The sequence below is a fragment of the Streptomyces sp. NBC_00457 genome, from assembly GCF_036014015.1.
GTDB lineage: Bacteria > Actinomycetota > Actinomycetes > Streptomycetales > Streptomycetaceae > Streptomyces.
On the sequence record NZ_CP107905.1, the window covers coordinates 6,079,157 to 6,093,500 of the forward strand.

13 protein-coding genes are annotated in these 14,344 nt (G+C 70.7%); 12 read left to right on the top strand and 1 reads right to left on the bottom strand.

The genetic code is table 11. The annotated features are described in order from the left end of the window. Positions 1–21 precede the first annotated feature (21 nt). From OG828_RS27820 to OG828_RS27860, 9 genes are read left to right on the top strand one after another with little or no spacing between them, the layout of a single operon-like run. Positions 22–816, top strand: a complete 795-nt coding sequence (locus tag OG828_RS27820; RefSeq protein ID WP_328502641.1) for a TIGR03084 family metal-binding protein — start codon at positions 22–24, stop codon at positions 814–816. Next, on the top strand, positions 813–2,480 hold the full coding sequence (locus tag OG828_RS27825; RefSeq protein WP_328502642.1) for an acyclic terpene utilization AtuA family protein: 1,668 nt from the start codon (positions 813–815) through the stop codon (positions 2,478–2,480). The genes OG828_RS27820 and OG828_RS27825 overlap by 4 nt, the downstream gene beginning before the upstream one ends. Then, positions 2,477–4,075 (top strand): acyl-CoA carboxylase subunit beta, encoded by a 1,599-nt coding sequence (locus tag OG828_RS27830; RefSeq protein WP_328502643.1) that lies wholly within the window; start codon positions 2,477–2,479, stop codon positions 4,073–4,075. The genes OG828_RS27825 and OG828_RS27830 overlap by 4 nt, the downstream gene beginning before the upstream one ends. Positions 4,076–4,092: 17 nt before the next feature. Continuing rightward, positions 4,093–5,934, top strand: a complete 1,842-nt coding sequence (locus tag OG828_RS27835; protein ID WP_328502644.1) for an acetyl/propionyl/methylcrotonyl-CoA carboxylase subunit alpha — start codon at positions 4,093–4,095, stop codon at positions 5,932–5,934. Positions 5,935–5,991: 57 nt separating this feature from the next. Beyond that, positions 5,992–7,125, top strand: a complete 1,134-nt coding sequence (locus OG828_RS27840) for an acyl-CoA dehydrogenase family protein (RefSeq protein ID WP_328502645.1) — start codon at positions 5,992–5,994, stop codon at positions 7,123–7,125. A gap of 17 nt (positions 7,126–7,142) precedes the next feature. Next, the gene (locus OG828_RS27845; RefSeq protein ID WP_328362562.1) at positions 7,143–8,711 is read left to right on the top strand and encodes a 4-coumarate--CoA ligase family protein; all 1,569 of its coding nucleotides are present in this window, start codon (positions 7,143–7,145) and stop codon (positions 8,709–8,711) included. After that, positions 8,708–9,442 carry an enoyl-CoA hydratase family protein gene (locus OG828_RS27850; protein ID WP_328502646.1) on the top strand — a complete coding sequence of 245 codons (735 nt, stop codon included), beginning with the start codon at positions 8,708–8,710 and terminating at the stop codon, positions 9,440–9,442. The genes OG828_RS27845 and OG828_RS27850 overlap by 4 nt, the downstream gene beginning before the upstream one ends. Then, positions 9,430–10,032, top strand: coding sequence for a TetR/AcrR family transcriptional regulator (locus OG828_RS27855; RefSeq protein WP_328362568.1), 603 nt, complete (start codon positions 9,430–9,432; stop codon positions 10,030–10,032). The genes OG828_RS27850 and OG828_RS27855 overlap by 13 nt, the downstream gene beginning before the upstream one ends. Positions 10,033–10,066: 34 nt before the next feature. Beyond that, positions 10,067–10,627, top strand: a complete 561-nt coding sequence (locus OG828_RS27860; RefSeq protein WP_328362571.1) for a hypothetical protein — start codon at positions 10,067–10,069, stop codon at positions 10,625–10,627. A 12-nt stretch (positions 10,628–10,639) separates the two neighbouring features. Here OG828_RS27860 and pdxH read toward each other — a convergent pair whose 3' ends face one another. After that, positions 10,640–11,323, bottom strand: a complete 684-nt coding sequence (gene pdxH / locus OG828_RS27865) for a pyridoxamine 5'-phosphate oxidase (RefSeq protein ID WP_443060191.1) — start codon at positions 11,321–11,323, stop codon at positions 10,640–10,642. Positions 11,324–11,628: 305 nt separating this feature from the next. On the opposite strand from pdxH, the gene OG828_RS27870 reads away from it, so the two are divergent. The 3 genes from OG828_RS27870 to OG828_RS27880 all read left to right on the top strand — a co-directional run bounded on the left by OG828_RS27870 (position 11,629) and on the right by OG828_RS27880 (position 14,339). After that, a complete protein-coding gene (locus OG828_RS27870; RefSeq protein ID WP_328362574.1) occupies positions 11,629–12,729 on the top strand; it encodes a citrate synthase 2 in 1,101 nt (366 codons plus the stop codon). Between the two features lie 337 nt (positions 12,730–13,066). Further along, entirely contained in the window at positions 13,067–13,444 is a 378-nt protein-coding gene (locus OG828_RS27875) for a VOC family protein (protein WP_328440074.1), read from the top strand. 139 nt (positions 13,445–13,583) lie between these two features. After that, positions 13,584–14,339 carry an SIS domain-containing protein gene (locus OG828_RS27880; RefSeq protein ID WP_328502647.1) on the top strand — a complete coding sequence of 252 codons (756 nt, stop codon included), beginning with the start codon at positions 13,584–13,586 and terminating at the stop codon, positions 14,337–14,339. Positions 14,340–14,344: the final 5 nt, after the last annotated feature.

Genomic DNA, 14,344 nt, shown 5'->3' on the forward strand with positions numbered 1-14,344 from the left:
GCGCGCTGCCATCCTCGCCCCATGGCCGACCCCACGCCCGTCATCGACGATCTGTGCGCCGAGAGCGACGAACTCGACTCGCTCGTGGCCGAGTTGAGCCCGGAGCAGTGGAAGCTCGCGACCCCCGCCTCCGGCTGGACCGTCGCTCACCAGATCGCCCACCTCGCCTGGACCGACCACGCCGCCCTGCTGGCGGTGACCGATCAGGACGCCTTCTCCCGCGAGGTCGAGAAGGCGCTGGCCGCGCCCGGCGACTTCGTGGACAACGGGGCGGAGGAGGGTGCCGGGAAGCCGCCCGCGCGGCTGCTCGCGTACTGGCGCGCGGGACGTGAGGACCTGGCCGACGCCCTGCGGACCGCCCCCGAAGGCGCCCGCTTCCCCTGGTACGGCCCGCCCATGTCCACCGCCTCCATGGCCACCGCCCGCCTCATGGAGACCTGGGCCCACGGCCTGGACGTGGCGGACGCACTCGGCGTGACCCGCACCCCCACCGACCGGCTGAGCCACATCGCCCGTCTCGGCGTCCGGACCCGCGACTACTCCTTCGGCGTGCACGGCCTGACCCCGCCCTTCGAGGAGTTCCGCGTCGAACTCGCCGCCCCTTCGGGTGAGTTGTGGGTCTACGGCCCCGAGAACGCCACCGACCGCGTCACCGGCCCCGCCCTCGACTTCTGCCTCCTGGTCACCCAGCGCGCCCACCGCGTCGACCTCGCCGTACGGGCCGAGGGCCCCGACGCCGACCGCTGGCTGGACATCGCCCAAGCCTTCGCGGGCCCGCCCGGCACCGGACGCCCGCCGAAGGGAGCCGGGGCGTGACCCTCCGTATCGGCAACGCCTCCGGCTTCTACGGCGACCGGTTCGACGCCCTGCGCGAGATGCTCACCGGCGGCGAACTCGACGTCCTCACCGGCGACTACCTCGCCGAACTGACCATGCTCATCCTGGGAAGGGACCGGCTGAAGGACCCGAGCGCCGGTTACGCCCGCACCTTCCTGCGCCAGCTCGAGGAATCCCTCGGTCTCGCCCACGAGCGGGGCGTCAAGCTCGTGACCAACGCGGGCGGCCTCAACCCCGCCGGACTCGCCGACCGCGTGAGGGACTTGGCCGACCGGCTCGGCATCCCCGTCCGCGTCGCCCACGTCGAGGGCGACGACCTCACCGCACAGCACCCCGGCAGCCTCGCCGCCCACGCCTACCTCGGCGGCTTCGGCATCGCGGCCTGTCTGCGGGAGGGCGCCGACATCGTGGTCACCGGGCGCGTGACGGACGCGGCGCTGGTCACCGGGCCCGCCGCCGCGCACTTCAGGTGGGGGCCCAGGGAGTACGACAGGCTGGCGGGGGCCGTCGTCGCCGGGCATGTGCTGGAGTGCGGGACGCAGGCGACCGGCGGGAACTACTCGTTCTTCCAGGAGGGGGACGTCCGACGCCCCGGCTTCCCCCTCGCCGAGCTCCACGAGGACGGCACGGCGGTCATCACCAAGCACCCCGGCACCGGCGGCTTCGTCGACGTCGGCACGGTGACCGCGCAGCTCCTGTACGAGACGGGCGGCGCCCGGTACGCCGGGCCGGACGTCACCGCCCGCCTCGACACGGTCCGCCTCACCCAGGACGGCCCCGACCGCGTCCGCATCGACGGCGTCCACGGCGAACCCCCGCCCCCCACCCTCAAGGTCGGCCTCAACCGGCTCGGCGGCTTCCGCAACGAGGTCGCCTTCGTGCTGACCGGGCTCGACATCGAGGCCAAGGCGGCCTTGGTGCGGCAGCAGATGGACCCCGTACTCGCCAAAGCCGCCGACGTCCGCTGGGACCTGGCCCGCACCGACCACCCCGACGCCGACACCGAGGAGACCGCGAGCGCGCTGCTGCGGCTCGTCGTACGGGACCCGGACCAGGAGGCCGTGGGGCGGGTGCTCAGCGGGGCCGCCATCGAGCTCGCGCTCGCGAGCTACCCCGGCTTCCATGTGCTCGCCCCACCTGGAAAGGGCGCCCCTTATGGGGTCTTCGAGGATGTGTACGTCCCCCATGGCGCCGTCCCCCATGTGGCGGTCCTCTATGACGGACGGCGGGTTCCTGTGGCACCGGCCCAGGACACCGTCGTACTCGAAGAAGTGCCGGAGCCGCCCCTGCCCGAGCCCCTCCCTCCGGGGCCCGTGCGCCGTGCTCCTCTCGGCCTCGTCGCCGGCGCCCGCAGCGGCGACAAGGGCGGGAACGCGAACGTCGGGGTGTGGGCGCGTACGGACGACGCCTGGCGGTGGCTGGCGCACGAGCTGACGGTGGACCGATTTCAGCAACTGATCCCGGAAAGCCGGCAGCTGACCGTCACCCGGCACCTCCTCCCCGGCCTCCGCGCCCTCAACTTCGTCGTCGAGGGCATCCTCGGCGCCGGCGTCGCCGCCCAGCACCGCTTCGACCCGCAGGCCAAAGCCCTCGGCGAATGGCTGCGCTCCCGCCACCTGGACATCCCGGAGGCCCTCCTGTGACGGTTCTCAGCACGGCCCTCGACCTCGACGGCGCGGACTACCGGGCGAACCGCGAGACCATGCTCGCCAAGCTCGCCGACCTGGACGCCGAGCACGCGAAGGCGCTCGCCGGGGGCGGCCCGAAGTACGTCGAACGGCATCGCAAACGCGGCAAACTCCTCGCCCGCGAACGCATCGAGCTGCTCCTCGACCCCGACACGCCCTTCCTGGAGCTGTCGCCGCTGGCCGCCTGGGGCAGCGACTACACGGTCGGCGCCTCCCTCGTCACCGGCATCGGGGTCGTCGAGGGCGTGGAGTGCCTGATCACCGCCAACGACCCGACCGTGCGCGGGGGCGCCAGCAACCCCTGGAGCCTGAAGAAGGCCCTGCGCGCGAACGACATCGCGCTCGCCAACCGGCTGCCGTGCATCAACCTCGTCGAGTCCGGCGGCGCCGATCTCCCGTCCCAGAAGGAGATCTTCATCCCGGGCGGAGCCATCTTCCGCGACCTCACCCGGCTCTCCGCCGCCGGAATCCCGACCCTCGCCGTCGTCTTCGGGAACTCGACCGCGGGCGGCGCGTACGTCCCCGGCATGTCCGACCACGTGATCATGGTCAAGGAGCGCGCGAAAGTGTTCCTCGGCGGCCCGCCCCTGGTGAAGATGGCCACTGGCGAGGAGAGCGACGACGAGTCCCTGGGCGGCGCCGAGATGCACGCGCGCGTGTCGGGTCTCGCGGACTACTTCGCCGTGGACGAGCAGGACGCGCTCCGGCAGGCGCGACGCGTCGTCGCCCGGCTCAACCACCGCAAGACGTACGGCGATCCGGGCCCGGCCGAGCCGCCGAAGTACGACGCGGACGAGCTGCTGGGCATCGTCCCCGGCGACCTGCGCACCCCCTTCGACCCGCGCGAGGTGATCGCCCGGATCGTCGACGCCTCCGACTTCGACGAGTTCAAGCCGCTGTACGGGACCAGCCTCGTCACCGGCTGGGCGACGCTCCACGGCTATCCCATCGGAGTGCTGGCCAACGCCCAAGGGGTCCTCTTCAGCGAGGAGTCCCAGAAGGCCGCCCAGTTCATCCAGCTCGCCAACCAGCGCGACATCCCGCTGCTGTTCCTGCACAACACCACCGGCTACATGGTCGGCAAGGAGTACGAGCAGGGCGGCATCATCAAGCACGGCGCGATGATGATCAACGCGGTCAGCAACTCGACGGTGCCGCATCTGTCCGTGCTCATGGGAGCCTCGTACGGCGCCGGGCACTACGGCATGTGCGGCCGCGCCTACGACCCCCGCTTCCTCTTCGCCTGGCCCAGCGCCAAGTCCGCCGTCATGGGCCCGCAGCAGCTCGCCGGCGTGCTGTCGATCGTCGCCCGCCAGTCGGCCGCCGCGAAGGGACAGCCGTACGACGAAGAGGGCGACGCGGCGCTGCGGGCGATGGTGGAGCAGCAGATCGAGTCCGAGTCCCTGCCCATGTTCCTGTCCGGGCGGCTGTACGACGACGGCGTCATCGACCCGCGCGACACCCGCACCGTCCTCGGCCTGTGCCTGTCGGCCGTCCACACCGCCCCCTACGAGGGCGCGCGCGGTGGCTTCGGCGTCTTCCGGATGTGACGGATATGAGGGATCACATGATTGGGACTGTGCTCGTCGCCAACCGGGGCGAGATCGCCTGCCGGGTCTTCCGCACCTGCCGTGAGTTGGGAATCCGGACCGTCGCCGTGCATTCCGACGCCGACGAAAACGCCCTCCACGCGCGCGTGGCCGACACGGCGGTACGGCTGCCGGGGGCGGCGCCCTCCGACACGTATCTGCGCGGCGACCTGATCGTGAAGGCCGCACTCGCGGCAGGCGCGGACGCCGTGCACCCCGGCTACGGCTTCCTCTCCGAGAACCCCGGCTTCGCCCGCGCGGTCATCGACGCGGGCCTCACCTGGATCGGCCCGCCCCCGGAAGCGATCGAGGCGATGGCGTCCAAGACGCGCGCCAAGGAACTCATGGGCATGGCGCCCCTGCACGAGGTCACCGAGGCGGACCTGCCCGTGCTGGTGAAGGCGGCGGCGGGCGGCGGGGGCCGCGGCATGCGTGTGGTCCGCAGCCTCGAGGACCTGCCCGCGCAGTTGGAGGGCGCCCGCGCCGAGGCCCACAGCGCCTTCGGCGACGGCGAAGTCTTCATCGAGCCCTACGTGGAGGACGGCCGGCACGTCGAGGTGCAGATCCTCGCCGACACACACGGCACCGTGTGGGCGCTCGGCACCCGCGACTGCTCCCTCCAACGACGCCACCAGAAGGTGATCGAGGAGGCCCCGGCACCGGGTTTGAAACCCGAACTGACCAACTCCTTGTACGAGATGGCCGTACGCGCCGCCCGAGCCGTCGACTACGTGGGCGCCGGCACCGTCGAGTTCCTCGTCGCCGCCGACACACCGCACTTCCTGGAGATGAACACCCGCCTCCAGGTCGAACACCCCGTCACGGAAGCCGTGTACGGCATCGACCTCGTCGCCCTCCAACTCCGCGTCGCCGAAGGCCACGCCCTCGACACCGACCCCCCACGCGCGCGTGGCCACGCCGTCGAAGCCCGCCTGTACGCCGAGGACCCGGCCCGCGACTGGGCCCCGCAGACCGGCACCCTGCACCGCCTCGCCGTCCCCGACGGCATCCGCCTGGACACCGGCTACACCGACGGCGACACCATCGGCGTCCACTACGACCCCATGCTCGCCAAGGCCGTCGCCCACGCCCCCACGCGCGCGGAGGCCATCCGCACACTCGCCGGCGCCCTCGAACGCGCCGCCGTCCACGGCCCACCCACCAACCGCGACCTCCTCGTCCGCTCCCTGCGGCACAAGGAGTTCACCACCGCCCGCATGGACACCGGGTTCTACGACCGCCACCTCCCCGAACTCACCACCCCCACCCCCGACCCCCACGCCCCCCTCGCCGCAGCCCTCGCCGACGCCCACGGCGCCTCCCGCTTCGGCGGCTGGCGCAACGTGCCCTCCCAGCCCCACACCAAGCGGTACGAGATGGCAGGCGAGGAACACGAGGTCCACTACCGGCACGCGCGCGTGGGCCTGGAGGCGGACGGCGTACGCGTCGTCCACGCCGACGCGCGTCTGGTCGTACTCGAAACGGACGGCGTACAGCGCAAGTTCGAGGTGACGCGCTACGGCGACGACATCTTCGTCAACACCACCGCCCTCAAGGCCCTGCCCCGCTTCCCCGACGCGACGACCCAGCACGCACCCGGGTCGCTTCTGGCCCCCATGCCGGGAACGGTGGTCCGCGTGGCGGACGGGCTGGCCGTAGGAGCGGCTGTACGGGCCGGAGAGCCGCTTCTGTGGCTGGAGGCGATGAAGATGGAACACCGCGTGTCCGCGCCGACGACAGGAACGCTCAGCGCCTTGGACGTAGTACCTGGACAACAGGTAACGGTCGGCCAATTGCTGGCGGTAGTGCGAGAAACCTAAGGGGCGCGGGGAACTGCGCGACCAGCCACACACAACCCGCACCCGGAAGGAGCCCTCATGCTCCCCACTCTCGAATCCGAAGAACACAAAGCCCTACGAGAAGCCGTAGCCGCCCTCGGCAAACGCCACGGCCGCACCTACACCCGAGAAGACCTCTGGTCCGACGCAGGCCAACTCGGCTACTTGGGCGTCAACCTCCCCGAGGGATACGGAGGCGGAGGCGGCGGCATAACCGAACTCTCCATCGTCCTCGAAGAGCTCGGCGCCGCAGGCTGCCCCCTCCTCATGATGATCGTCTCCCCGGCGATCTGCGGCACAGTCATCGCCCGCTTCGGCACTGAGGCCCAAAAACGCGAATGGCTCCCCGCACTGGCGAACGGCACCCGGACGATGGCGTTCGGCATCACCGAACCAGACGCCGGCTCCAACAGCCACCGCATCACCACCACAGCCCGCCGCGACGGCGCGGACTGGCTCCTCACCGGCCGCAAGGTCTTTATCTCCGGCGTGGACATCGCCGAAGCGACCCTCATCGTCGGCCGCACCGAAGACGCCCGCACCGGCAACCTCAAACCCTGCCTGTTCATCGTTCCGAGAGACGCCGAAGGCTTCCAACGACGGCAGATCGACATGGAACTCAACGCTGCCGAGAAGCAGTTCGAGCTGACCCTCGACGACGTACGACTCCCCGCCGACGCCCTGGTCGGCGACGAGGACGCAGGCCTCCTCCAGCTCTTCGCCGGTCTCAACCCCGAACGCATCATGACCGCCGCCTTCGCGATCGGCATGGGCCGCTACGCCCTCGCCCAAGCCGTCACCTACGCGCGCGAACGCACCGTCTGGAAGACCCCCATCGGCGCCCACCAGGCGATCGCGCACCCCCTCGCCCAGTCGCACATCGAACTCGAACTCGCCCGCCTGATGATGCAGAAGGCGGCCCACCTGTACGACGCCGGAGACGACACCGGCGCGGGCGAAGCCGCCAACATGGCCAAATACGCGGCCGGAGAGGCCTGCGTGAAAGCCGTCGACCAGGCCGTGCACACCCTCGGCGGAAACGGCCTCACCCGGGAATTCGGCCTCGCCTCGCTGATAACGGCGGCGCGCGTGTCTCGTATTGCCCCAGTGAGCCGGGAGATGATTCTCAACTACGTCTCCCACCAGACCCTGGGCCTGCCCAAGTCGTACTAGGCCGTCTTGGAGGAACGATGTTCCGCAGCGAGTACGCAGACGTCCCGCCCGTCGAACTCCCCATCCACGAAGCAGTGCTGGGCCGGGCCGCCGAGTTCGGCGAGATACCCGCGCTGATCGACGGCACCAACGGCATGACCCTCACGTACGCGCAGGTGGACCAGTTCCACCGGCGTGTCGCCGCCGCGCTGGCCGAGGCGGGCGTCCGCAAGGGCGACGTGCTCGCCCTGCACAGCCCGAACACCGTCGCCTTCCCGACCGCGTTCTACGCCGCCACGCGCGCGGGGGCATCCGTCACGACCGTGCACCCGCTGTCCACCGCCGAGGAGTTCGCCAAGCAGCTGCGCGACTCGGCCGCCCGCTGGATCATCACCGTCTCACCGCTCCTGGAGACCGCCCGCAGGGCCGCCGAACTCGCGGGCGGCGTCGAGGAGATCTTCGTCTGCGACAGCGCGCCAGGACACCGCTCCCTCATCGACATGCTCGGCTCGACCGCCCCCGAACCGCGGATCGACATCGACCCCGTGGAGGACGTCGCGGCCCTCCCGTACTCCTCGGGCACCACCGGCACCCCCAAAGGCGTGATGCTCACGCACCGCCAGATCGCCACCAACCTCGCCCAGCTCGAACCCCTCATGAGCGCGGGCCCCGGCGACCGCATCCTCGCCGTCCTGCCCTTCTTCCACATCTACGGGCTCACCGCGCTGATGAACGCGCCCCTGCGACTGGGCGCCACCGTCGTCGTCCTGCCCCGCTTCGACCTGGAGACCTTCCTCGCCGCCATCCAGAACCACCGCATCACCGGCCTGTACGTCGCCCCGCCGATCGTCCTCGCCCTCGCCAAGCACCCACTCGTCGCCGAGTACGACCTGTCGTCACTGAAATACATCGTCTGCGCCGCCGCCCCGCTCGACGCCCAGCTCGCCGCGGCCTGCTCCCGGCGCCTGAACCTGCCGCCGGTCGGCCAGGCGTACGGCATGACGGAACTGTCGCCCGGCACCCACGTCGTCCCCCTGAACGCCATGCACGACGCGCCCCCCGGCACCGTCGGCAAACTCATCGCCGGCACCGAGATGCGCATCGTCTCCCTCGACGACCCCGACAAGGACGTCGGCGTCGGCGAACCCGGCGAAATCCTCATCCGCGGACCCCAGATCATGAAGGGCTACCTGGGCCGCCCCGACGACACCGCCGCGATGATCGACACCGACGGCTGGCTGCACACCGGAGACGTCGGCCATGTCGACGCCGACGGCTGGCTGTTCGTCGTCGACCGCGTCAAGGAACTCATCAAATACAAGGGCTTCCAAGTGGCCCCCGCCGAACTCGAAGCCCTCCTCCTCACCCACCCCGGCATCGCCGACGCCGCCGTCATCGGCGCCTACAACGACGAGGGCAACGAAGTCCCCCACGCCTACGTGGTCCGCCAGCCCACCGCCACCGACCTCTCCGAAGGAGAGGTCATGATGTACGTCGCCGAACGCGTCGCCCCCTACAAGCGCGTCCGACACGTCACCTTCATCGACGGCGTACCCCGCGCCGCCTCCGGGAAGATCCTGCGCCGGGAACTCAGGGAGCGCACGTGACGTTGATCAGCCGCACGCGCGCGCGTGGCATCGAAACGATCGGCCTCGACTCCCCGCACAACCGCAACGCCCTGTCGGCGGCCCTCGTCGGCGAACTCGCGGACACGCTCACCGACTGCGGCAAGGACGGCGACATCCGCGCGATCGTCCTCACCCACACCGGCAACACCTTCAGCGCGGGCGCCGACCTGCGCGACCCACCACCCCCCGACGCACTCGTCGGCCTGCTCCGGCAGATCGTCGAACTGCCCAAACCCGTCGTCGCCCGCGTCACCGGACACGTCCGCGCGGGCGGCCTCGGACTCCTCGGCGCCTGCGACATCGCCGCCGCCTCGCACGAGGCGAGCTTCGCCTTCACCGAGGTACGGATCGGCGTGGCCCCCGCAGTCATCACCCTCCCGCTCCTGCCCCGCACCGACCCCCGCGCCCTCGCCCGCTACTACCTCACCGGCGAACGCTTCGACGCCGCCGAGGCGGCCCGCATCGGCCTGCTGACCGCATCCGGCGACGACGCCGACGCCGTACTGGAACCCGTCCTCGACGGACTGCGCCGCGCTTCACCACAGGCCCTGGCCGAGACGAAACAGCTGCTCACAGCTAGGGTGCTGGAAGCCTTCGACCGGGACGCGGCCGACCTCACCGCGCTCTCGGCCCGGCTGTTCGCCTCCGCCGACGCCCGCGAGGGCATGACGGCCTTCCTAGAACGACGGGAACCGCCATGGGTGCTGTGAGCACGTTCGACCGTGCACCCAAACAGGACCGCAGCCGAGCCACCCGGCAACGGCTCCTCGAAGCCGCCGTGGCCTGCCTCGCCGAACACGGCTGGGCAGGCTCCACCGTTTCCGTCGTCGCCGAACGCGCCGGCGTCTCCCGCGGCGCCGCCCAACACCACTTCCCGACCCGCGAGGACCTCTTCACGGCGGCGGTCGAATACGTCGCCGAGGAACGCTCGACGGCGCTGCGGGCGCTGTTCCCTCAGGGCGCGGCGGAGGACCGCCGGGCCGTGGTGACGGCCTTGGTCGACCTCTACACGGGCCCACTGTTCCGCGCCGCCCTCCACCTGTGGGTAGCCGCCTCCAACGAAGCGCAGCTCCGCCCCCGCGTCACCGAACTCGAAGCCCGCGTCGGCCGCGAGACCCACCACATCGCCGTCGACCTCCTCGGCGCCGACGAATCCCACCCCGGCGTCCGCGAAACCGTCCAAGGCCTCCTCGACATGGCCCGCGGCCTAGGCCTCGCCAACCTCCTCACCGACGACGAACCCCGCCGCGAACGCGTGGTGGCACAGTGGGCGGCACTGCTGGACGAGACGCTGGGCTGAGGGCGTTGTCAGTGGCACGGCTTACGGTTCGGGCATGGGAGACACATTCCAGACGATCGTCGACCTGGACGCGAGCCCGCACGACGCGGCACGCCTGGCGGCGCCCGTGGTCGAGTGGCTCGTGGCCGAGGGCATCGTGCTCGCCACGGCGGAACCGGGCTGGGCCCTGGAAGACCATCCGGCCCACCCGCCCGGCCCGAACTGGTCGAAGGCCGTCGCCGATGCCCGCTGGGGCGACCCGGAGGGCCTCGCCGTGCACACCGAACGCCACGTCTTCTACAGCCTCGGCGAACGCGGCCCGGACGCGGTGACGTGTCCGCGCTGCGGGCAAACCACCGCTGTGGAGGGTGACGTCTCGTCCCGCATCAGCACCGCCGCCGAAGCCTGGCACAAGACGGGCAGCGCCGACGTCGACTGCCCCGCCTGCGCCGAGTCCGTCCCCCTCTCCGCATGGAGGTGGACCGACAACTCCCTTGCCTTCGCCCATCTCGGCTTCCAGTTCTGGAACTGGCCCGCACTCTCCGAGGACTTCCGCGCACGCATAGCCGAGTTCCTCGAAGGGCACAGTACGGCGTACCTCCACGGCAAGGTCTGACCGCGACCGACCTCAGGGACTCAGCCGCTCCACCCGCCAGCTCCCGTCCGGCTCCGCCACATACCGCAACCGGTCATGCAGCCGGTTCTCCCGGCCCTGCCAGAACTCCACCGACTGCGGAGCCACCCGGAAACCACCCCAGTGCGGCGGCACCGGCACCTGCTCGCCCTCCGGATAGCGGGCCGCCAACTCGGCGTACGAGGCGTCGAGATCGGCACGTGTGGCGATCACCGAGGACTGGGCGCTGGCCCACGCCCCGAGCTGCGAACCATGCGGCCGGGTACGGAAATAGGCGGCCGTCTCATCACGGCCGGTACGCCGTGCCACCCCGGACACGATCACCTGCCGGGCCATCGGATGCCACGGGAACAGCAGCGACACGTACGGGTTCTCGGACAGATCACGGCCCTTGCGGGAGTCGTAATTGGTGTAGAAGACAAAACCCTGCTCGTCGAACTGCTTCAACAGCACCGTACGAGAACTGGGCCGCCCCTCACCGTCCGCCGTCGAAACGACCATCGCGTTCGGCTCGAACAGATGGGCCTGCGCCGCGGCCTGCCGGAACCAGCGCGCGAACTGCTCCACCGGCGTGCCGGCCAGATCGGACTCGGCCAGACCCTCGGCCCGGTACTGCTTGCGCATCAACGCGGGATCAAGGGGGACGGGGACGGCGGACACGGCGTCACGATCGTTCACGCGGTCATCTTGCCGTATCCGCACGCCCCGTTCGCCACGGTGTCCTTCATCACTGAGTGGCACTGAGTGCCGCGAACCCTCCCCAAGGGTGACACTCGGAGATATCGTTCAGATGCCGTTCCGGTTGGGTGACCGCCGACCGCACGGGGCATCACAGGGATGACGCCCAGGACCGCGAGTCTCCGCAGCGCACCGACCGCGGATCCACCGGGCACGCAGCAGCAGACCTCACCCATCAAAGAACTCTCGCAACACCATCCCCACAAGCCACACCACACGTCGCACACATCACGAGGAGCCGCCTGATGTCCGACTTCGTACCCGGACTCGAGGGAGTCGTCGCGTTCGAGACGGAGATCGCCGAACCGGATAAGGAGGGCGGCGCACTCCGGTACCGGGGCGTCGACATCGAGGACCTGGTCGGCCACGTCTCGTTCGGCAACGTCTGGGGCCTGCTCGTCGACGGCGCCTTCAACCCCGGCCTGCCGCCCGCCGAACCCTTCCCGATCCCCGTGCACTCCGGCGACATCCGCGTCGACGTCCAGTCCGCACTCGCCATGCTCGCCCCCGTCTGGGGCCTGAAACCACTGCTCGACATCGACTCCGCCCAGGCCCGCGAGGACCTCGCCCGCGCCGCCGTCATGGCCCTGTCCTACGTCGCCCAGTCCGCCCGCGGCCAGGGTCGGCCCATGGTCCCGCAGCGCGAGATCGACAAGGCCAACTCCATCACCGAACGCTTCATGATCCGCTGGCGCGGCGAGCCCGACCCCAAGCACGTAGCCGCCGTCGACGCCTACTGGACCAGCGCGGCCGAACACGGCATGAACGCCTCCACCTTCACCGCCCGCGTCATCGCCTCCACCGGAGCCGACGTCGCCGCCGCCCTCTCCGGCGCCGTAGGAGCCATGTCCGGCCCCCTGCACGGCGGCGCCCCCTCCCGCGTCCTCGGCATGATCGAGGAGATCGAGCGCACCGGCGACGCCGAGGCCTACGTCAAACAAGCCCTCGACAAGGGCGAACGCCTCATGGGCTTCGGCCACCGCGTCTACCGCGCCGAAGACCCCCGCGCCCGAGTCCTCCGCCGCACCGCCCGCGAACTGGGCGCCCCCCGCTTCGAGGTCGCCGAAGCCCTGGAGAAGGCGGCCCTGGCGGAGCTGCACAGCCGCCGCCCGGACCGCGTCCTGGCCACGAACGTCGAATTCTGGGCCGCCATCGTCCTCGACTTCGCCGAGGTCCCGGCCCACATGTTCACCTCCATGTTCACCTGCGCCCGCACGGCCGGCTGGTCCGCCCACATCCTGGAGCAGAAACGCACGGGCCGCCTGGTCCGCCCCTCCGCCCGCTACGTCGGCCCCGGCTCCCGGAACCCGCGCGAGATCGAGGGCTACGGCGACATCGCGCACTGAGTTGGTAGTCCCCACACGCAGACGACCCGCGAGCTCTGGTCCCTCCGCCTGACGGCGGAGAAGCCGGCCGGACGTACCGGCGAGCTCGCGGGTCGGGTGACTGCTGGGATTGGGCCGGCTGCGTGCTTCTTACGCACGCTGGTCCGGCACCGCACTGGGTGTGGTGGCGGGCCGCTAGCCCGCAGTCACCTCACGCGTCCGGTATTCATACATCTGCCGAACCACCTCCCTTCTCGTGTGCCTCACACCCTAAGGATCCCCCTCCGGCGGCTTCAACCGGTTTTTCGAGATGTTGACGAACCGGCGGTCCTCTCGGGCAGCCACCTAGGATCTGCCCATGATCGCCGACCTTCAGTGCGTAGTCCTGGACTGCTCTGACCCTGCGGAACTCGCCGCGTTCTACCACTCACTGCTGGGCGGGACAGTCAACCAGCGGGACAAGCGGTGGGCGCTCGGCGACGGCTGGGCGACACTGCACGCGCCGTCCGGGCTCGTCCTTGCCTTCCAACGGGTGGCGGACTACCTGCCGCCGGTGTGGCCCGATCCTGCCCGGCCCCAGCAGTTCCACCTGGACTTCGGTGTCGCGGACCTGGACCGAGCCGGGGAGCAGGTGCTGGACCGTGGGGCGACGGTCTTGGACGGCGGTGCGGACGGGCGGAGCTGGCGTGTCTATGCCGATCCAGCTGGGCATCCGTTCTGCCTGGTCCGCCACTGAAGGATGGGTGCGGCACCCGTCCCAAAGAACAACGTCACGCAGCGACGGCCGTATTGACACCGCACTGGTCCAGACCGCACCGTGATCCGCAACACATCGCCGCCGCACGCCGCCACGGCCGCCCCCGAAGGGACCCCGCATGAGCGACAGCAAGCCGTCCGGTCAGTTCTTCGATGCCGCGATCGGGCTGTTGCAACGTGTGCGGGACGAGGAGGGCGGGACGATCACGGCGGCCGGGTCACTCCTCGCGGACACGGTCGTCGCCGATGGCCGGCTGTTCGCCTTCGGCGCCGGGCACTCCTCGCTGGCCGCGCAGGACGTCGTCTACCGCGCCGGCGGACTCGCGCTGATGAATCTGCTGGCCGTACCCGGCGTCGTAGGAGTCGATGTCGTCCCGGCCACCCTCGGCTCCGCGCTGGAAAGGGTCGACGGTCTCGCGAGCGCCGTGCTCGACACGTCGCCGGTCCGCGAGGGCGACGCCCTGGTGATCATCTCGCTGTCCGGCCGCAACGCGCTGCCCGTGGAGATGGCCATGAAGGCCCGTGCCCTGGGCGTGAAGGTGATCGGCGTGACCTCGGTGGCGTACGCGTCGGAGACGAAGTCCCGGCACTCCTCGGGGACGTATCTGAAGGACCACTGCGACATCGTCCTCGACTCGAAGATCGCCGTCGGTGACGCGGAACTCACCCTCGACACCGTCCCGGCGCCCTTCGCCCCGGCCTCCACGGTCGTCACATCGGCCCTGCTCCAGGCGGTGATGGCCGAAGCGGCCGCCGCGCTGGCCGCCCGCGGCGTCGAGCCTCCGCTGCTGCGCTCCGGCAACGTCGACGGGGGCCATGACTGGAACCGGCGGGTGATGGAGGAGTACGGGGACCGGATCTTCTATCGCCGTTAGCCGGA